Annotated in this window: 24 protein-coding genes; 14 read left to right on the top strand and 10 right to left on the bottom strand. The window is 62.4% G+C overall.

What is annotated here, in order from left to right; all coding sequences use genetic code 11:
* Positions 1-48: 48 nt before the first annotated feature.
* The 9 genes from BMY38_RS02965 to BMY38_RS02925 are packed head-to-tail and all read left to right on the top strand — an operon-like array spanning position 49 to position 4,492.
* Positions 49-408, top strand: coding sequence for a flagellar basal body protein (locus tag BMY38_RS02965; RefSeq protein ID WP_092761123.1), 360 nt, complete (start codon positions 49-51; stop codon positions 406-408).
* Positions 409-411: 3 nt separating this feature from the next.
* A complete protein-coding gene (gene flgC / locus BMY38_RS02960) occupies positions 412-804 on the top strand; it encodes a flagellar basal body rod protein FlgC (RefSeq protein ID WP_092759616.1) in 393 nt (130 codons plus the stop codon).
* A gap of 37 nt (positions 805-841) precedes the next feature.
* On the top strand, positions 842-1,099 hold the full coding sequence (fliE, locus tag BMY38_RS02955) for a flagellar hook-basal body complex protein FliE (protein ID WP_092759614.1): 258 nt from the start codon (positions 842-844) through the stop codon (positions 1,097-1,099).
* A 4-nt stretch (positions 1,100-1,103) separates the two neighbouring features.
* Positions 1,104-1,370, top strand: coding sequence for a flagellar biosynthetic protein FliQ (locus BMY38_RS02950; RefSeq protein WP_092759612.1), 267 nt, complete (start codon positions 1,104-1,106; stop codon positions 1,368-1,370).
* Position 1,371: 1 nt separating this feature from the next.
* Positions 1,372-2,082 carry a flagellar hook-basal body complex protein gene (locus tag BMY38_RS02945; RefSeq protein ID WP_092759610.1) on the top strand — a complete coding sequence of 237 codons (711 nt, stop codon included), beginning with the start codon at positions 1,372-1,374 and terminating at the stop codon, positions 2,080-2,082.
* A gap of 10 nt (positions 2,083-2,092) precedes the next feature.
* Complete coding sequence (gene flgG / locus BMY38_RS02940; RefSeq protein ID WP_092759608.1) at positions 2,093-2,878, top strand: flagellar basal-body rod protein FlgG; 786 nt, start codon at positions 2,093-2,095, stop codon at positions 2,876-2,878.
* On the top strand, positions 2,875-3,288 hold the full coding sequence (flgA, locus tag BMY38_RS02935; protein ID WP_092759606.1) for a flagellar basal body P-ring formation chaperone FlgA: 414 nt from the start codon (positions 2,875-2,877) through the stop codon (positions 3,286-3,288). Before flgG ends, flgA begins: the two co-directional genes overlap by 4 nt.
* 20 nt (positions 3,289-3,308) lie before the next feature.
* Positions 3,309-4,037, top strand: a complete 729-nt coding sequence (gene flgH, locus BMY38_RS02930) for a flagellar basal body L-ring protein FlgH (RefSeq protein ID WP_092759604.1) — start codon at positions 3,309-3,311, stop codon at positions 4,035-4,037.
* The gene (locus BMY38_RS02925) at positions 4,037-4,492 is read left to right on the top strand and encodes a hypothetical protein (RefSeq protein WP_092759602.1); all 456 of its coding nucleotides are present in this window, start codon (positions 4,037-4,039) and stop codon (positions 4,490-4,492) included. The genes flgH and BMY38_RS02925 overlap by 1 nt, the downstream gene beginning before the upstream one ends.
* 46 nt (positions 4,493-4,538) lie before the next feature.
* On the opposite strand, the gene BMY38_RS02920 is transcribed toward BMY38_RS02925, so the two are convergent.
* From BMY38_RS02920 to BMY38_RS02880, 9 genes are all read right to left on the bottom strand, one after another.
* The gene (locus tag BMY38_RS02920) at positions 4,539-4,865 is read right to left on the bottom strand and encodes a hypothetical protein (protein WP_092759600.1); all 327 of its coding nucleotides are present in this window, start codon (positions 4,863-4,865) and stop codon (positions 4,539-4,541) included.
* A complete protein-coding gene (locus BMY38_RS02915; protein ID WP_092759597.1) occupies positions 4,862-5,935 on the bottom strand; it encodes an EscU/YscU/HrcU family type III secretion system export apparatus switch protein in 1,074 nt (357 codons plus the stop codon). The genes BMY38_RS02920 and BMY38_RS02915 overlap by 4 nt, the downstream gene beginning before the upstream one ends.
* Positions 5,932-6,687 carry a flagellar biosynthetic protein FliR gene (locus BMY38_RS02910; protein ID WP_092759595.1) on the bottom strand — a complete coding sequence of 252 codons (756 nt, stop codon included), beginning with the start codon at positions 6,685-6,687 and terminating at the stop codon, positions 5,932-5,934. The genes BMY38_RS02915 and BMY38_RS02910 overlap by 4 nt, the downstream gene beginning before the upstream one ends.
* Positions 6,684-8,744, bottom strand: a complete 2,061-nt coding sequence (locus tag BMY38_RS02905) for a flagellar biosynthesis protein FlhA (protein WP_092759593.1) — start codon at positions 8,742-8,744, stop codon at positions 6,684-6,686. Before BMY38_RS02905 ends, BMY38_RS02910 begins: the two co-directional genes overlap by 4 nt.
* A 62-nt stretch (positions 8,745-8,806) precedes the next feature.
* Positions 8,807-10,603: a hypothetical protein gene (locus BMY38_RS02900; RefSeq protein WP_092759591.1), complete on the bottom strand. Its 1,797-nt coding sequence runs from the start codon at positions 10,601-10,603 to the stop codon at positions 8,807-8,809.
* On the bottom strand, positions 10,600-11,463 hold the full coding sequence (gene motA, locus BMY38_RS02895) for a flagellar motor stator protein MotA (protein WP_092759589.1): 864 nt from the start codon (positions 11,461-11,463) through the stop codon (positions 10,600-10,602). Before motA ends, BMY38_RS02900 begins: the two co-directional genes overlap by 4 nt.
* A gap of 4 nt (positions 11,464-11,467) precedes the next feature.
* Positions 11,468-12,052 (bottom strand): MotE family protein, encoded by a 585-nt coding sequence (locus BMY38_RS02890; protein ID WP_092759587.1) that lies wholly within the window; start codon positions 12,050-12,052, stop codon positions 11,468-11,470.
* Positions 12,049-12,462: a hypothetical protein gene (locus BMY38_RS02885; protein WP_092759585.1), complete on the bottom strand. Its 414-nt coding sequence runs from the start codon at positions 12,460-12,462 to the stop codon at positions 12,049-12,051. Before BMY38_RS02885 ends, BMY38_RS02890 begins: the two co-directional genes overlap by 4 nt.
* Position 12,463: 1 nt before the next feature.
* Complete coding sequence (locus BMY38_RS02880; RefSeq protein WP_092759583.1) at positions 12,464-12,976, bottom strand: flagellar basal body-associated FliL family protein; 513 nt, start codon at positions 12,974-12,976, stop codon at positions 12,464-12,466.
* Positions 12,977-13,100: 124 nt separating this feature from the next.
* On the opposite strand from BMY38_RS02880, the gene fliF reads away from it, so the two are divergent.
* From fliF to BMY38_RS02855, 5 genes are read left to right on the top strand one after another with little or no spacing between them, the layout of a single operon-like run.
* A complete protein-coding gene (gene fliF / locus BMY38_RS02875; protein ID WP_092759581.1) occupies positions 13,101-14,777 on the top strand; it encodes a flagellar basal-body MS-ring/collar protein FliF in 1,677 nt (558 codons plus the stop codon).
* Positions 14,778-14,824: 47 nt separating this feature from the next.
* The gene (locus tag BMY38_RS02870) at positions 14,825-15,376 is read left to right on the top strand and encodes a hypothetical protein (protein ID WP_139204642.1); all 552 of its coding nucleotides are present in this window, start codon (positions 14,825-14,827) and stop codon (positions 15,374-15,376) included.
* Positions 15,369-15,644 (top strand): FliM/FliN family flagellar motor switch protein, encoded by a 276-nt coding sequence (locus BMY38_RS02865; RefSeq protein WP_092759577.1) that lies wholly within the window; start codon positions 15,369-15,371, stop codon positions 15,642-15,644. The genes BMY38_RS02870 and BMY38_RS02865 overlap by 8 nt, the downstream gene beginning before the upstream one ends.
* The gene (fliP, locus tag BMY38_RS02860; RefSeq protein ID WP_425431615.1) at positions 15,641-16,348 is read left to right on the top strand and encodes a flagellar type III secretion system pore protein FliP; all 708 of its coding nucleotides are present in this window, start codon (positions 15,641-15,643) and stop codon (positions 16,346-16,348) included. Before BMY38_RS02865 ends, fliP begins: the two co-directional genes overlap by 4 nt.
* A 12-nt stretch (positions 16,349-16,360) precedes the next feature.
* On the top strand, positions 16,361-16,969 hold the full coding sequence (locus BMY38_RS02855) for a hypothetical protein (protein ID WP_092759575.1): 609 nt from the start codon (positions 16,361-16,363) through the stop codon (positions 16,967-16,969).
* Positions 16,970-17,039: 70 nt separating this feature from the next.
* Here BMY38_RS02855 and ettA read toward each other — a convergent pair whose 3' ends face one another.
* Entirely contained in the window at positions 17,040-18,695 is a 1,656-nt protein-coding gene (gene ettA / locus BMY38_RS02850) for an energy-dependent translational throttle protein EttA (protein ID WP_092761120.1), read from the bottom strand.
* Between the last annotated feature and the right edge of the window lie 284 nt (positions 18,696-18,979).

Genomic DNA, 18,979 nt, shown 5'->3' with positions numbered 1-18,979 from the left:
TTAAGGCTTCGTTTCACGGACGACGAAGGAGTTGCCCCTGTGAACGAGATGCCCGCCATTTTCGGCCTTGCCGCCGGTGCCGCCCGGCATGCGGCCAATCGCCAGGCCGTGATCGCCACGAACGTGGCGAACGCCGACACACCGGGCTTTCGCGCCCGCGACATGGCGCCATTTTCGGTCGACGACGGATTTGCACCGCGCCGGACGCGGCCGGATCATATGTCCGGGCCGGGCACGGCGGCGCGATCTTATGAAATGCGCGATGTCGCAGCCGATCCGAACGGCAATTCCGTCGATCTGGAGGATCAGGTCATGCGCGGACTAGAGGCGGCGCGCATGCACGACCGGGCGCTGACCGTATATCGCAGCAGCCTCGACCTGATGCGCGCCGCGCTGAACCGGAGGTAGCCCATGGCCGAATTTTCAGACGCTTTAGGAGTGCTGTCGAGCGGAATGCGCGGTCAGAGCCAACGCCTGCGCCACATCGCCGAAAATATCGCCAACGTCGATACGCCCGGCTATCGCCGCAAGACCGTGGAGTTTCGCGCCGAGGTCGAGCAGGGGCGCCGCACGGGCGGGATTGAAACGGGACCGGTGCAACTCCGCCGTGGAGAATTACCCCGCATCAACGACCCCGCACACCCGATGGCGGACGCGGAGGGCTATTACGAAGGGTCCAACGTGGAGCTGGTCACCGAACTGGCCGACGCCCGCGAAGCCCAGCGAAGTTATGAAGCCAACCTCAAGATGTTCGAACAGGTGCGGCGCATGTCGACGCAACTGATGGATATTCTCAAACGCTGACAGACGCAGACCGAACCACCGAAATCAGGAGGCCAGAATGGACCTTAATCCGATCCTTGCGGGACTGGGCGGAACGCCCGCGCCCAAGACCAATGCCGCGACCGAAGCAATGTCGGGTTTCACCGACATGCTGCGTCAGGCCGAACAGCAGGCGGAAGCCGCCATAACAGGCAGCGCAGACCCCCATGCGCTGGTAACGGCGCTGGCCGAGGGGCAGATGGCCGTCGATACGGTTGTCACGATCCGTGACAAGGTCGTCGAAGCGTATCAGGAAATTCTGCGGATGCCGGTCTAGACCGATGTCCGAGCTTATTTTCTTCGACACCCTGCGCCAGGGCCTCTGGGTCGCAGTCCTGATTTCGGCTCCGATTCTGGGTGTGGCGCTGGTCGTCGGGCTGGCCATCGGGCTGTTGCAGGCGCTGACGTCGATACAGGAAATGACTTTGACCTTCGTGCCGAAAATGGCGGCCATCCTTGGTGTTTTCTGGGCGACGATGGGGTTCATGACACTGACGCTGGGCCGCTATTTTACCGACACGCTCGTGCCCATCATACAGGGGTTCTGACATGGCCGACGGTATCTATCCGACGCTCGGTCGACAGGCCGGTCTGCTGCGCGAAATGGACGTGATCGCGCAGAATATCGCGAACGCGAACACCACCGGCTATCGCGCCGAAGGCCTGATCTTTTCGGAGTTCGTGATCGCGGGCGACGGCGCGCCATCGGTGTCCTTCGCCTATGCCAACGGGCGCCAGACCCGGTTCGATCAGGGCGGCCTGGAGCAAACGGGCGGCACCTTCGACCTGGCAATCGAAGGCGAGGGGTATTTCCTCGTCGAAGTCGACGGCACCCCGCATCTGACCCGCGCAGGGGCCTTTCTGTCCGGTCCGGATGGCGGTCTTCGGACAGCCGAAGGCCACCCTGTTCTGGATGCGGGCGGAGCTCCGATATTCATCCCCACGGATGCGCGCGCCATATATGTCGGCGGCGACGGCACCCTGTCCGCCGATGGCCAGCCGATCGGTCAAATCGGCGTCGTCACACCCGAGGATGCCGGTGCGATGACCCGACGTGCTGGCACGATGTTCGCCACCGACGGCTTCCAGCCAGTCGAAAGCCCGGCCGTGAAACAGGGGTTTCTGGAATCGTCCAACGTCAACCCGGTGATCGAGATCGCACGGATGGTCGCCGTGCAGAATGCCTACGAGATGGGACAAGGCTTCATGGACCGCGAACACGAACGGATGCAGTCGATGCTGCGCCTGATGGATCAATAGGGAGGCACCCATGCGTGCACTGAGTATCGCGGCGACCGGCATGGCCGCGCAGCAAACAAGGGTGGAGGTCATTTCCAACAACCTCGCCAACATGAACACCACTGGCTATAACGCCCGCCGGGCCGAGTTTGCGGACCTTCACTATCAGCAGGTTACCCGCGCCGGATCGATAAACTCCGCGACCGGCGCGATCGTGCCTGCAGGTGTGCAGCTGGGTCTGGGCGTTCGCCCGACCGCCGTCACCATGGAGGTGGCGCAGGGCGCGCTGGGTCAGACCGGCGGCGACCTGGATCTCGCCATCGAGGGGCGTGGCTATATCGAGGTGACGCTTCCCTCGGGCTCTGCCGCCTATACCCGCGATGGTGCGCTCAAGCGCACCGGCGATGGGCTTCTGGTCACGTCGGACGGCCACCCGGTCGTGCCGGACATCACGATACCCGACGATACCCGGTCGATTTCAATCAACCCCGAGGGCGAGATATATGCCTATTTCATCGACCGGACCGAGCCGGAACTTCTGGGTCAGCTGACCCTCGTCGGGTTCACCAACGAAAAGGGACTCGAAGCGCTCGGGTCCAATCTCTACTCGGAGACCGGCGCATCGGGCGCTCCGCTGGTCGGCTTTCCGGGCGAAGACGGGCTGGGCTTCTTCCGCCAGGGATATCTGGAGGACAGCTCGGTCGACGCAGTGCGGGAAATCACCGAACTGATCGAAGCACAGCGTGGCTATGAAATGAACGCCAAGGTCATCACGGCGGCGGATCAGATGATGTCGGCAACGACACAGATCCGATGATCCGTATCGCGATCCTGTTGCTGCTGACGGCTGGCCCGGTTGCGGCCGAGTCGGTCATGGCCGTCCGCGCGATCCGCGCGGGGACTGTGCTGACGGCCGACGACCTGGGCTTTGTCGATACCGATGCGCCCGACGGGTTTCTCGACCCACGCGACATCATCGGGTTGGAGGCGCGGGTGAACCTTTATCCGGGCCGCCCGATCCAGACCCGCGATGTCGGTCTGCCGACGGTGGTACAGCGCAACATGATCGTACCGCTCGTGTATCGACGCGGCAGCCTGACCATCACACTCGACGGGCGTGCCCTGTCGCGCGCAGGCACCGGCGAACCGGTGCGCGTAATGAACCTTTCTTCCCGATCGACGGTTACCGGGGTTGCCACCGCAACCGGTTCCGTCGTCGTCAACTGATCTGAGAGCGGAGCCTTTCCATGAAGCCCTTTCTGCCTGTCCTCGCGATATTCGTCCTGCTGTCCGCTTGCGGAAAGATTGCCGACGTGGGTCGGGCACCGGAGCTGACGCCCGTCGTCCAAAGCGCGGAACATCTGGCCATGACGGCACCCCAACCCATCGACATTCTGGCGCAACGCGATCCACTGCGGGCGGCGTCGCTCTGGACCGGCGACCGTCAGTCGCTTCTGGGTGACAGGCGGGCGGGCGGGCGTGGCGACATCCTGACCGTCGTGGTCGAGATCGACGAACGCGCCGAGATCGACAATGCCACCAACCGGTCGCGCAGCGGATCGGAGTCGCTGCAGATCCCCGATTTATTTGGTCTGCCACAGGCCGTTCAGGACAGTCTGCCCGATGGATCAAGCCTGGCCAGTGCGGTCGGGACATCGTCGCAAAGCGCGTCGAACGGCTCCGGCGGGGTTCGTCGAAAAGAGCGACTGACCCTGCGCGTCGCCGCGACGGTTGTCGATGTGCAGCCCAATGGCGTGCTGCGGATCGAGGGCCGCCAGGAGGTGCGCGTGAATTTCGAACTTCGCGAGATGCTGGTGACCGGCTACGTCCGACCCGAGGACATTTCGCGCCAGAACGAGATCACATATGACAAGATCGCGGCGGCCCGTATCTCCTATGGGGGACGTGGCCAGATCACCGATGTGCAGCAACCGCGATACGGACAGCAGGTGGCCGACATCCTGCTGCCGTTCTGATGATGGCGAAGATCCTCGCCCTGTTCGCGATCGCCCTGTCGCTTGTCGGGGGGGCGGCTGCAGGTCACTTTCTGAAACCCGTGGCAGACAATGCAGACGAGAGCGAGGCCGTGCCGGAGCAGCCCAAGGCGCTGGACGCCGTGGCGACACTGCGCGAAGCTTTTGTTGTCCCGATCCTGCGCGATGGTCAGGTCTGGAGCCATGTCATCCTGAGCCTGGGCGTGGCATCGGACAACACCGGGCAGGAAGATATCCTGTTGCGCGAACCCGTGCTGCGCGACGGTCTGACCGAGGCCTTGTTTCTTCATGGGAGTCTCGGGGGATTCGATGGAAATTTCACGGACCCCGTCTCGATGCAGCGTCTGCGGTTGCGTCTGGACGATGTTCTGCGTGAGCGTCTGGACGATGAAACTGCCCGCGTCCTGATTTCTTCGGTTACGCGCCAATCAAGCTGATACGGCCAAGCCGACACGGCGCCGCGTAACAATCATCGCGCTGCCGTCATCGCTTTTTGCTGAGCTTCTCGAGGACGGCGTTGCGCGCGGTATTTCGCGCATGCACCTCACGCTGGGGCTGGGCCACGGCCTGGAGGCGCGCCACCTGCATGTTGAGTAAGGTAATCTGCTGGGTCCGCCAGCGATGCCAACGATCCCGCATCACTGCCTCGGTGATGGAAACGGGTGCCGCCGGAGCCGCCCGGCGCAGATCGGCCGCCTTCCCCTCCAACGTGTCGATCAGCGATTGTATACGCGCCAGCCGGGCGGCGGATTTCTCCGCCGTCAGACCGGCCAGCTGACACAGAACCACAAGATCGGTCTTGTCCGTCATGTCTCGTCCCTGCCCGACAGGGCTCGGGCGAACCGGACCGCAGCCGCGACGGCGGCAAAATGTTCGCGATCAATCGCTTCTCCGACCTCAACCGTGGCATGAAGCGCCCGCGCAGTTGGTGGATCGCTGAAGATCGGAATGTCTGCCTGGGCCGCTGCTTCGCGGATGCGCGCAGCGGCGTGGTCGACCCCCTTGGCGAGGCAAACCGGGGGTGAAGGGTCCATGGGCGACCATTTCAGGGCAACGGCATAATGCGTCGGGTTGACGACGATCACCGTAGCATCCGGCACATCCTGAAGCATCTGGTTCAGCGCGATTTCCTGTGCTTTCTGCCGTCGCTGGGCTTTCAACTGCGGATCGCCTTCGGATTGCTTCATCTCGTCCAGAACCTCCTGCCGGGTCATACGGTTCTTGGCCATATGGGTATGGCGTTGCCAGGCATAATCGATGGCGGCGATGGCACCCGACACGATCACGACAACAACGACGAATTTGGCCAGGAGGTCGGTCATCATGGCGGGAATCGCCCGCGGGTCGCCCGCCGCCGCCGCGATGAAACGGTCCGCGTGGCGCAGCAGGAACCAGACCATCAGACTGCCGAACAGGATCATCTTCACGGCGGATTTGAAGAACTCGAACAATCCGCTGGGACCGAATTTGTTCTTGGCATTCGACAGGATGGAAATGCGCGAGAGCTTGGGCGCAAGCTTGGACGGCGCAACGACGATGGCGCGTTGCGCGATCAGAACGACGATGACAAGCGTGACCGAGGGGGAAACGATCAGGCCGATCGCGATCAACCCCTCCAGCATGACGTCGGCGGAGCGACCCGGACCACCGGACGCCAAAGGGGCGGACAGCGCCTCGGCATCCTGCAACAGGCTGCCACCCAGATCCGCCAGTCGCTGACCAACGTCGGGCGCAACCACGATCAGCGCGAGAAGCGCGCCCAGATATCCGGCCCAACTTGCCAGGTCCTGCGATTTGACGAGCTCGCCTTTGCGGCGCGCCTCGTCCAGCTTCTGCGGCGTGGCCTCGTGACTGCGTTCTGCGCCGTCGTCCTTGCTCATGGCATTCCGCCGCCGATGGGATCCGCCAGAACGGCGACCATCGTGGTTTTCCAGACTGTCAGGATCAAGGGTGCGGCCAGAAACAACAGAACCGCGCTGGCCCCGGTGATCGCAGGTGCGCCTACCAGGGCAACCATCAACTGGGGCATCGCCCGATTTATAACACCCATCGCCGCGTTGTAGATCAGGGCGGCCAGGGCAAAGGGAGCGGCCATGGCAAAGGCCAGCCCGAAGGCCTGGGATGCACGGGTAACGATCCATCCGGCAACATCGTTCCCGGGCATGGCCAGGCCCTGTGGCAGCACGTCATAGCTGCGCATCAGCATCTCGATCAGCATCATCGGCAACCCCGACGCCATCAGGAGAGCCAGCCCCGCCATGTTCAGCAGGTTGCCGATGGCCGATGATGGCTCGACGTTTCCGAACAGCTGCGAAAGCGACGTCAATTGCGCCGCCATCATCCCGGCCATGGTCAGGGCGGCAGCGATGAACCGCAGGACTGTTCCAAGAGCGAAGCCCACTGTCAGTTCGACGGCGACAAGGTCGGGCGTGACCGCCGCAGGTACGGGAACAGACGGCGCGATGGCGGCCGACAGGGCGAAGCCCACGACCAACCGGATACGCATGGGGATCAGGCGGTCACCGAAGCCCGGCACGACCAGCATCAGACCACCGACACGCAGGAATACCGCGAACAATTGCGACAGGAGCGGCAGCGCCGCGTCGTGCAGCGCCAGCGCGGCCTCGATCATGCGGCCACTGATCCGAGGATCGCCGGTGTAGTTGCTGGCCCGATTTCCTCATAAGCGATGACGGAGTTCGGCAGGCCGCGGGCGGCCATGATGTCATGAACGAATCGGCGGCGGCGGGCTGATGTGACAATTGCCGCATGATTGCCCTGTTCCGCCGCCTTTCCGATGCTTTGAGCCAGCCCGATGGCCAGCTTCTGAAACATGTCCGGAGGCAGCGCGACGTCGCCACGACCCGTCGCGCCATCAAGCTGATACCGTTCGAACGCAGCCTCCCAATCCGGGGAAAGCTGGATCAGCGGCAGCGTTCCGTCGGGACGTTTCATCTCGGCCGTGATCTGTGCCGACAGGCGACGGCGAACGTGTTCCGCGATATCATCGGCTCCGTGCCCCGTCTCTCGCTGCTCGGCGATCGCCTCGATAATGACCGGTAGGTTTCGCACCGAAACGCGTTCGGCCAGCAGAAGGCGGAGAACCGAGAGCAGTAGTTCCGGTGAGACTTTCGATGGTACCAATTCCTCCAGCAGACGCCGGTTCGCGACCGCCTTTTCGGGCGAGGAAACCTTGGTAAAGGCGTCCAGCAGATGCTGCAAACCCTTGAGACCCAGAAGGCGCGGGAAATTCGACTTGATGACTTCGAGCAGATGCGTGGCGAGAACTTCGCCCGGTGTCACAATGGTTTCGCCGATCAGATCAGTCGCCGCCGACGATGGAATCCACTTGGCCGGAGCACCGTATACCGGTTCTTTCACGGCTCGGCCCGGAACCCGTTCCGGTGTGCCTGCACCAGTCAGCATCAGAACGTGATCGCGCTCCAGCCGGTCACGGGCCGCTTCGACGCCTTGAATCAGAATGACATAGGTGCCTGCCGGCAGACCTTGATCGTCAGTCAGGCGGATTTCCGGCAGGATGATGCCGAACTTCTCGGCGATATGGTTTCGCAGCCCTGTGATCCGCGATTCCAGTCCGTTCGAGGGGTCCAGCGCCAGGTCAACAAGATCGAGCGCGAATTCGACGCGGATCTCATCCAGCGCCAGAACGTCCCCGATCTGCCGTTCGTTCAAGATCGGAGCGATGTCTTCCGGTGGCGGCGCCTCGGGCTTGGCCAAGGTACGAAACCGAATTGCCGCAGTACCCCCCAGAATAACGGCGCCTATGGTGAAAGGCAGAAAGGGCAAGCCGGGAACCAAGGCGAAAACCATCATGATCAGCGCTACAGTCCCAAGCGCAGCGGGATGACGGCCGATCTGTGCGGCGATATCCTTGTCGACGGCCCCTTTACCGCCGCCACGCGCCAGCAAAAGTCCGGATGCGATCGAAATAATGACGGCTGGGATCTGCGACACCAGTCCGTCACCCACCGTAAGAATCGCATACGTTTCAACAGCCTGACCGATCGGCATTCCATGTGCGATCATTCCGGCGCTCAACCCCACGACAAGGTTGAGCAACGTGATCAGGAGGCCCGCGACGGCATCGCCCTTGACGAATTTCGATGCGCCATCAAGAGATCCGAAGAATGTCGTCTCGGCCAATTCAACCTCGCGGCGTCGCTTGGCTTCCTCATGATCGATGGCCCCTGCAGACATATCGCTGTCGATGGCAAGTTGCTTGCCCGGCATGCCGTCCAGCGCGAACCGCGCACCCACTTCGGCCATCCGGGTCGCGCCTTTGGTGATGACCATGAAGTTCACGATCAGCAGTACGCCGAACACCACAAGTCCCAACGCGACACTGCCACTCATTACGAAAGATGCGAATCCCTCGATCACGGATCCTGCGGCGTCGGTTCCGGTATGCCCCTGCCCGATGATCAGCTTCGTGGAAGAGACGTTGAGCGACAAACGCAACATTAGGGAAGCCAGCAGGATCGTCGGAAAGGCGGAAAAATCCAGCGGACGCTCGATAAACAGTGTCGTCGTGAAGATCAGGATTGCGATCGCAAAGCTGGCGGACAGACCGATATCGAGAACCCAGGACGGCATGGGTAAAATCATCATCAGGATGACGGCCATCAGAGCGAGGGCCATCATAGCCGTTGGTTGGAACATTGATCTCATGCAGTCATCCTGTCGGGCGAACGGCGATTTCCCGCTCTTACGCGCGCCTGGTTAATGCGGGGTTACGGCGACCGGACAAGCCGGGAGACGAGGTCCGAGAGAATGCGGCTTTCCGACAGAACCGCCTCGGCGGCAGCAAGGTCGGCTGGCGGCAGGTCGCTTGCGTTGCGGGACACGATTGCCTGCGCCAACCGGTTCCGGTCGGTCCATGTTTCGGCTGGCGCGGCGGCGAGCATCGCCATATTCCGCGAGAGCCATGGGTCGACATCCGCTAGCGGGAGGATGGCCTCGGTCGGAACAAAGTCCTGTGTGGGCGGACCGTCGTCCGCGAACCGTCGGGCGATCTCGGGCAGGTCGAGATTCGCAAACATGGCCTGGGCCTTCTGCCGCGCAATAGGAAATGCAGTCAGGTGCGGTCGCAGCCGTACGACAAATTCGGCAGCTTGGGAGGGTGAGAGATGTCGCAATGCGAGGTCGAGAATGTCGGGGGCGGATGCATCCCCATTCGCAACCATCGCGACGGCTTCGCCGGGTCTGCGCGCAACCACGAACGTCTCCGCCAGCAAAACATCCAGTTGATCACGCAACGGCCCGTCAGGGATCGATGGGCGGAGCGCCAATGCGTTACCGATCTGCAGATCAGGTGCAGCAATGCCTTTCGTCAGGGCGCGTGCGAGAATTTCGATCGTGGCCTCGATGGCAGCAATGTCTGTACCGGCAGCCCGCACGCTCGGCGTGGATGCGTCGAACGTATCGTCCTGTGCGGGCCCCAGACCTGCCAAAACCTGCGATGAGTTCACCTCTCCGAGCGCGGCCTCGAGCCTGTCTCGCAAGTCGCGCCAGCGATCCGTCGACATGCCATCGAGAAAACCCGTTACGGCGGGCAAATCTGTCCGATCCCAGCCCGAAGGCCCCTCAAGGGACAAAAGCGCGATCACGGCAGTTGCAGGGCCGCACCCTGGGTCGGGAACCGGGCCACCGGGGTTCGGAATACCGTCCAGCGCTGCGGCAATAGTGGAAAGGGCCGTTTGATCGGTTGAATTGGTTGATGCGATCTGCAGCGCTTCGGCCCCCCACCCGATGGCAAGGTAAATATGCGACAACCGGGTGACCGCGGACCGGTCAAGTACGTCACCGCCGTCGAGCAACAGCCCGATCTGTGCACCAAGCGATTGCAGCGCCTCGGCCGGATCCTGAAGCAGAGTTTCAGCTGCAAGTGCTTCGATCGGGCAGGCCTGGGCGCTCTGGGTGTCGCCCTTCGATTTCGGCTCGATCAGCGTCAGGGGAACGTTTCCGAGGGGATGAAATCGCATTTGTGGCGGACCGGATGTGTCGGCGACCGTAATCTGCGCGTCGGCTACGGTCGGACCCATGGGCTCCGAGAATGTCGGGCCCGTCAAGTTGCGGGGCGGCAAGACCAGCGGCAAAAGTCGCTGACGGGGCTTAGCGGGTAAGACTGCGCGATTCGCTTCCAGGCGGGGATCTCCGGCAGGCAATGGCGGTCCGTCTCCGACGTCGACGACGATATGCCCCGAAGCGATCTGGCTGATGTCGACCGGACACTCGCAGCCAAGAGTCAGGATCAGCTTTCCTGTCGTGAATACAGCTTCCCGCAGTCGGTCGCGGGGGATGAAATCGAAGACCCGAGTCAGGTCGAGATCGGGCGCGCCTTCCGAAAAGATGATTTCCACGCGCGATGGCGTCGGTCTTTCCTGACGCCATGTCCGACCGGGTTTGTCCGGAAAAACCAACCTGCTGAAGGTTGCGTGTTCACCGGATTGAACCGACGCGGTTTCGGCGGACAGAGGATATGCTCCGCCAAATCCGATCAGGACCATGACGACAATCATGCGTATCATGCGGCCCTCCTCGCCTTTATGGCTTCTTCGAGTTCGGAATAGCTGGGCCGCATGTGGGTCGGTGTCGACTGGCGTCCGACCTCGATGCAGATGTTGGTCGCGTGGTTATGCAGGTTGGCGACCAGGACATCCTGAATCAGGGAATAGAAATGAGCGTCCTGCTCGCAGATCGCCTTCAGGCGGATGGCGAAAGGTCCGACGATGCCGTATGCGAGAAACACGCCGAGAAATGTGCCGACGAGGGCACCGCCGATCAATTTTCCCAGAACTTCAGGAGGTTGGTCGATGGATCCCATTGTCTTGATCACGCCCAGTACGGCTGCCACGATGCCGAGGGCCGGAAGGCTGTCTGCCATCGACTGCAAGGCATGGCTGGAGTGCATCGAATGGTGGAGGTTTTCCTCCATCCGGCGACCCAACACATCTTCGACCTGATGCGGATCATCGTAGTTCATCGAAATGGCGCGCAAGGTATCACAGATCATCGCGATTGCCTCGGCGTCGGCAACAATTCGGGGATACTCCTGAAAGACTGACGATTCGGCGGGGTTCTCGATATGCTCTTCGAGGGCAACGGCATTCTGTCGCCCCAGACGAACCAGCTCGTACAGCAGACACAGCAGATCGCGGTAGTCGCCGGGCTTCCATATGGGGCCCTTGAACACCTTCCCGATGTCTTTGAGCGTATGCTTGATCTCGGGAATGCTGTTGCCCACCAGAAAAGCGCCGATGGCGGCCCCTCCGATCATGGTGATTTCATATGGCAAGGTCTTGAGGATGATGGCCATCTTGCCCCCCGCCATCAGATAGCCGCCAAAAACCATGACGAAGATGAAGACGATACCTACGACGCCGACCATAGGACTACTCCCTTGCCGCGTTGGCATTGCGCCCGGCCATGATTACGCTCAGCGCATATGCCTTTTCCGGTGACAGGTTCGAAAACAGGGCGGAGGCCGCATCGGCGCTCATCCGGGTCAGAAAGCCTGCGGCAAATGCGGGCTCCATAGCCTCGAACAGGACGGCGGCTTCTTTTGGTTTCATGCCTTCGTAGACGCGGACCAGCTGGTCCACATCAGTATCCGCCGCCGTGCTGGATTGCTGCATCCGCGCGGCGAGCTTCTCTTCGGCTTCTGTCAGGCGGGCGAGCGCGCCTTCGATTTCCTGCCGGGCGACGGCGATATCCTGTTCCCGCAGCGCGACCGTCATCTCGCGGTTGGTGAGATCTTCGCCCCGTTGACCGATCTGGGTGATCAGCATCGATACCTCATCCGATGGCGGGCAGAGCAATGCGTTGCGGTCATAGGATGCGTCGGTCGGATCAAGGGTTTCGTCGGGCAGACCGGCCAGGCCCGCCGACACAATTCGACTGAGCGCCGAGATCAGCAAAATGGCGATCAGTGTCGTGATCGAGAGGCGCTTCACGTTGCGAATGAAGAACGCTTTCATCGGCCCCCCCTTCCGAAATCCACCGTTCTCGCGGCCCGGAAACTTGGCATGGGTTCGATGCCGACAGGCGGAACCGGATCCCGAAGCAGGCGATCCGATGCCTCCTCCTCGAGGTCTTCCAGGCTGGCGAGAAGCATTTCCATCCGTCCGATCCGGTCGTCAGCCTTTTCCGTCGCTGCCGACAGAATTCTGGCCCTGTCATCGCCCTGCGCCGATGCCGATGCCGCTGCCGATGCGATCGAGGCCTTCAGGTCGTCGACCTGAAGCGACAGCGCCGCGATCGTTCCGCCCAGACCCGTGTCAATGTCGTTGAACGCCTTCAGCCGCTGGCTCAGAATGCGGCACCAAAGCGCCATGCCAAGGGTTGCGGCCACCAGGAGTACGTCGGAGATAAAGGTGAATATCTGCATCTCAGGTGATCACGAAATCGATGATGAGTAGGTCGCTGACGGCATTCGGTCCGGTCAGCAGTTGAACCCGCCGCAGAAGTTGCGCGCGCAGGTGCAGAAGTGCCGTAGGGTCCTCTAGCCGGGCGACGGAAATCGCGCGCAGGTAAGTCGCGAAAATATCCAGGATGCGGGGCTGAAGAGACGCCACATCGGTTCGTAGGTCATCCAGTTGGAGATAGGCGCGGAACCGGAGTTGGCGGACAGAACCTGCACCGCCGACCGACACCATCAGCGGGTCGAGTTCAAGATAACTGGGCGCATCCGATGTCGCGGTGTCGTAGCCGCCGGCCTCGCCCTGTTCAGGTATCGGGTTTGCCATGTCCTGCCCGCCGCCGACCATTCCGGAAAAAGTCGCGTAGAATCCGCCGCCACCCAGCGCGAGCACAAGAATCAGGGTCGCGATCCACCCCATTTTTCCCATGCCACGGCGTGGCTTGCCGGTCGCCTTGTCGGCAGAATCGTCGGTGTCGCGCATACCAGCATCCTCGTGAGTTCCGCATTTGTCCTACCCGACTGGTGACTAACCGAATGTTAATGGAATTGCGGAATCCTGTGCATCGACGCCCAGAACGGGTGCATCGCATCCCGGAGGATCGCACGTGGAGAATCTGACAACCTTCTGGCAGGGGCAGGACAAGCGTCGGCTTGGCGTGCTTGCCGTCGCGACGCTGCTGGCATTCCTGTCGGTGTTTTTCCTGACCCGTTTGGCCACCGCTCCCCGGATGGAACTGCTTTTCGCACGGCTCGATCCCTCTGCCGCGGCGGAAGTGATCGCAAACCTGGATACGAGAGGCGTCGCCTATGAAATCACGGGCGATTCAATCTATGTCGACGGTGCTGAGCGCGATGAGTTACGGATGCAACTGGCGGGCGAAGGCCTGCCGCGCATGGATGGAACCGGCTATGAATTGCTCGACGGGCTCAGTGGGTTCGGAACCACTTCGCAGATGTTCGACGCCGCCTATTGGCGCGCCCGCGAAGGCGAGCTGACGCGAACGATTCTGGCATCGCCGGGGGTCAAGCTGGCACGGGTCCATCTGGCCACGGCCGATTCGTCGCCATTTTCACGCGACCGTACGGCCACCGCCTCGGTCACGGTGCAGATGACATCGGGCGCGGTCGGATCGTCGCTGGCCCGTGCGGTCCAGTCGCTGGTGGCCGGTGCCGTCCGTAACCTGGTGCCCGAGGATGTGACAGTGATCGATGCCGCCAGCCGTCGCGTGGTCGGCGGCGGGGCTGTCGACACCGAAGCAGAGGAGCGCGATTCGCGAATTGCAGAGATGCGTGCTGCGGTCGAAAATCTTTTGACTGCACGGGTCGGCGACGGGCGATTCGTTGTCGAGGTCGCGGTCGAGACACGCAAGGACCGTGAGACGATCACCGAACGCGTGCTGGATCCTGACAGCCGCGTGGTAATCAGCACCGATACGGAGGAGCGAACCGCCTCCGACCGGGGCGGAGCGGGCGCGGGCGTTACAGTGGCCAGCAACCTGCCCGAGGGCGACGCCGCCGACGGGGGCGGCAGCGAAAGCAGCAACGCCGAGACGCGGGAACGGGTCAACTACGACTTTTCGGCCACCCAGCGACAGATCGAGCGGGCACCCGGTGCAATCGACCGTCTGACCGTGGCCGTCATGGTAGACGGGCTGCGCGAACCGGCCGCCGATGGAACGATTGCGTGGACGCCGCGCACCGGGGAGGAACTGTCGGTCATTCGCGAGCTGGTCGAATCGGCAGTCGGTTTCCGAGCCGATCGTGGCGATGTGGTCACCGTTCGTACCATGCAGTTCGAGCAGCTTGATGAGCTGGGCAATGTGGCTCCGGGCCTGTCCCTGCCATGGCTCAGCGGCGGACAGGTGACGCAGATGGTGACGGCGGGTCTGCTGGCTCTTGTTGCGATTGGAGTTATGGCCTTTGTCGTGCGTCCCGTTCTGAACAGGGTGATGACGCCGCAATTGACCAATCGGAGTGCAGCTGCTTCGACGGCCCTCGGTCCTCCGTCAGCCAATACGGCAGCCGCCCCATTGGAACTTTCCGCACCCGGTGCGGTCAAGCCCACACCCCTGTCCGATCTCGGCGACCTGCCGGACATGGGCGACTTGCCCGATCTTTCAGACCTGTCTGCGCTGCCAACCCTGTCCGAAAGGGACAAGGAGGATGTCACGTCGAGTGACGATCCGGTCGATCGCCTGCGGCGTCTGATCACGGATCGCCGGGAGGAAACCATCGAAGTCCTGCGCGGATGGATGGACGACACGCCCGGTGAGGTCCGGTGATGGCCCTGAGGCTAGAAGATTTCGGCACCCGCGGACAGGCGCCTGGGATGGCCTCCGTCGACCATGCCAACGACCGGTTCGACGATGGCTACAACGCGGGATGGGATGACGCCATGGCTCAGGTCGAAGCGGAGCAATCCCGCGTCGCTGCGCAATTGGCCGAACGTCTGACCGGGTTGGAGCGGGATCAGCGCGCGGCTATGACGACTGCGCTGATGACACTGGAGCCTGCTCTCCGCGACGTGTTCGACAAACTTCTGCCCAGCACGGTCGAACGGGCCTTTCTGCCGATTCTGCTGGAGGAGGTGGAGGCCGTTCTCGATGCCGGGACGGAATGTCTTACGCTCGTGGTCGCGCCCGAAGACGCGGCTCCGGTTGCGCGCCTGCTGGAACGGGGCGGCATCGCGGCAGAACGCGTCACCGTCACGTCAGAGCCTGTCTTGTCGATGTCCCAGGCGTTGATCCGGTGGACGGGTCAGGAGCGTCAGATCGATCTGGAGGGCGTGCTGACCGCGCTGGACGATGCGCTTGAAACCTTTCTTGCAACGATGGACCGGGGGCAGGATGCCGCCGGCGTTAAGGAGGCCCTGAATGGCTGATCCGACCCAAGACACGAAATCCGCCATGTCCCGCGTTCCTGTCGAGATCACAATCTCGGTCGGACGGGCACATCCGACGGTGGCGGAACTTCTGACGCTGAAGCGTGACGCCATCCTGACACTGGACCGCGGGCTGACGGACCCGGTCGAACTGTATGCGGGCGACCGCCTGATCGCGCGCGGCGAACTCCAGGAGATGGACGGCGATCCGTCCGGTCGCCTTGCCGTTCGCCTGACCGAAGTGGCCGAAACGGATGGCATTGCGTGAGATTTCTGTTTGGCCTCGTTCTCACCGCAATGCTGACCTTGCCCGGAACGGTCTACGCGCAGGAACTGGGGATAGAGCTTGGCGAAGGCACGCTGACCCTGCGAACGGTCCAGCTGATCGCGCTGCTGACAGTTCTGAGCCTCGCCCCCGGCATTGCGATTACCGTGACCTGTTTTCCGTTCATCGTGACGGTTCTTTCGATCATGCGACAGGCCATCGGGTTGCAGGCTTCGCCGCCCAACATGCTGATTGTCAGTCTGGCGATGTTCCTGACCTATTTCGTGATGGAGCCTGTTGCGATGGCCGCCTGGGAAGCCGGGGTCGGCCCGTTGACGCGCGGCGAAATGGACGCGAGTGAGGCGATCCCCGCCGCAGTCGAGCCGTTCCGCGCCTTTATGGCGAACCGCGTCGACGCCAATACGCTGGCGCATTTGCAGGATCTCCGCCCCGGGACGGAACCCGGCGCACTTTCCGTTCTGGTGCCATCGTTCCTTTTGTCGGAAGTCAGTCGGGCGTTTCAGATCGGGTTCCTGGTCTTCATGCCTTTTCTGATCATCGATATGGTCGCCGCCGCGATCCTGATGTCGATGGGCATGATGATGGTGCCCCCGGCAATCGTTTCACTGCCCTTCAAACTCGCATTCTTCGTTGTGGTGGATGGCTGGACATTGGTGTCCGGCGCGCTGGTGCGAAGCTATCTCTGACAAGGACTTCTCATGCCAAATACTGCCGGTAAACCCGCCGTGCCCCTGACCCGAGCTGCCGCCGCGTCGCCCGCCAGCAACGCAGAAAAGGCACACGCCCTGATCGCTATGCTTGGCACCGGGGGAACCAATGCGACGTCTATCGCACCCGAGCGTCTGCGTGACTGGGCGCGCGATCTGGTCGAAACCGTCGAAGGACGCGCCGGAATGGCGCAGACCCCGGCGCCCTCACCTGCTGCGCCCAAGACAACACGCGTCTTTACCAAGCCGGCGCCCCGCCTGCGTCCTGACCCGGTGGCGCCGACAGCGGACGCGTCAGAACCGGCGCGGCGACCGACCGTCGGGCCGCGCCTGACGCTGACGGCTCCCGAGCCGTATCGGCCTGATCGTCGGGCCGATACGCCGTTGCAATCCACCACGCTCGCCCCCGACTCCGTACACAGACTGATTGCAGAGACGTTCGACACGGCCAGCATGGCACGCGAACATCCGGCGGTGATTGCCATGAGCCTGATGGGCAAGCCATCGCTGGAACAGGCCAGCGACCTGCGCGCCTTGCCGGGCGGACAGGTCCGGGCTGTGCATCGCGCCTTGCGTCAGCTTGAACAGGGGGCGCGGTAAGGCGCGCAACTGTCCAGCGAACGAGCGCGCGCCCCAGGGGGTAGCGGACACGCTGACATGCGCCGTTGAATCAACGTGAGAACTTCTTGTACTTGACCCGCGTCGGATTCAGCGATTCCGGCCCCAGACGTCGGGCCTTGTCTTCTTCGTAGGCCTCGAAGTTACCCTCGAACCACTCGACATGCGCATCGCCTTCGAACGCGAGGATGTGCGTGCATAGCCGGTCGAGGAAGAAACGGTCGTGGCTGATGACCACGGCACAGCCCGCGAATTCCGCAATGGCGTCTTCCAGCGCGCGCAGCGTCTCCACGTCCAGATCGTTGGTCGGTTCGTCCAGCAGCAGAACATTTCCGCCGTCTTTCAAGAGCCGTGCCATATGGACGCGATTGCGCTCACCGCCTGACAGGATGCCGACCTTCTTCTGCTGGTCTGCGCCCTTGAAGTTGAATGCCCCGCAATAGGCGCGGGAGGCGATCTCAGCGTCGCCCAGCTTGATCAGTTCGGCCCCGCCGGAAATCGCCTGCCAGACATTCTCGTCCGGGTTAAGATCATCACGCGACTGATCGACGTAGGACAGCTTGACCGTATCACCGAATTCGACAGTTCCGGTGTCGGGCTGCTCCTGCCCCGTCAGCATGCGAAACAAGGTCGATTTACCCGCGCCGTTCGGCCCGATGACTCCGACAATGCCGCCCGGAGGAAGCGAAAACGAAAGGTTTTCAAACAACAGCTTGTCGCCATAGGCCTTGGTCAGATTATCGACCTCGATTACCTTGCTTCCCAGGCGCGGGCCATTCGGAATGATGATCTGGGCCTTGCCGACCAACTCCTTCTCGGAGCGGTCCGCCATTTCGTGATAGGCTGCGATCCGGGCTTTGGACTTCGACTGTCGCGCCTTGGCCCCGGCGCGCATCCATTCCAGTTCCCGCTCCAGCGTCTTGGTACGCGACTTGTCCTCTTTGGCTTCCTGCGCCAATCGCTTGGCTTTCTGTTCGACCCAGGATGAATAGTTGCCTTCGTAGGGAATGCTGCGGCCCCGCTCCAGTTCCAGAATCCAGGTCGTGATGTCATCGAGGAAGTAACGGTCGTGTGTCACGATCAGGATCGTGCCCTTGTAGTCGATCAGGTGTCGCTGCAACCAGGCGATCGTCTCGGCGTCCAGGTGGTTCGTCGGCTCGTCCAGCAATAGCATGTCCGGCGCTTCCAGCAGCAGCTTGCACAGCGCAACACGACGGCGTTCGCCACCCGACAGGTTTGCCGGACTCGCATCATCTGGGGGGCAGCGCAGTGCCTCCAGAGCGATGTCGACACGACTGTCCAGATCCCAGAGGTTCTGACTGTCGATGACGTCCTGCAGACTGGCCATCTCCTCGGCGGTTTCATCCGAATAATTCATGGCAAGTTCATTGTAACGGTCGAGGATGGCCTGCTTCTCGGAGACGCCCAGCATGACGTTCTCGCGCACCGTCAGACTGTCGTCGAGGTTCGGCTCCTGCGGCAGGTAACCGACTTTCGCTCCTTCGGCGGCCCATGCCTCGCCCTGGAAGTCCTTGTCCTGTCCGGCCATGATCCGCATCAGAGTCGACTTGCCGGTGCCGTTAACGCCGACGACGCCGATCTTGACGCCGGGCAAGAACGACAGGCGCACGTTTTCGAACACCTTCTTGCCGCCGGGATAGGCCTTGGACACGCCGTCCATGTGATAGACGTATTGATAGCTCGCCATGCTGGAATTCCTCCGGTTTCGGGGTATGGCCGCCATGTATATCGCCACCCGCGCGGGGGCAATGCGCCCGGCGTAACCTGCGGTCGCAGCCGCCATCGGCGGGCGCCAGGCCGTCGCGTGCCGCAGTACCGACGCCGGGAATCGAAGCGGTTGATTGGCCGCTGCCGCCAGATTTCCGGCCTTCAGCGAGCGTGTTCCCCAGACAGCAACGCGCGCACGGGCCAGTTCGGTCGGCGTTTCGCACGATGCGCGACGCTCGGTTATGGGCATGGCGGCGGGAGGTG

The organism is Jannaschia helgolandensis, assembly GCF_900109285.1.
GTDB classification, from domain to species: Bacteria; Pseudomonadota; Alphaproteobacteria; order Rhodobacterales; family Rhodobacteraceae; genus Jannaschia; species Jannaschia helgolandensis.
Note: the sequence above shows the minus strand (reverse complement) of the source record. Positions and strands in the feature narration are given on the sequence as shown.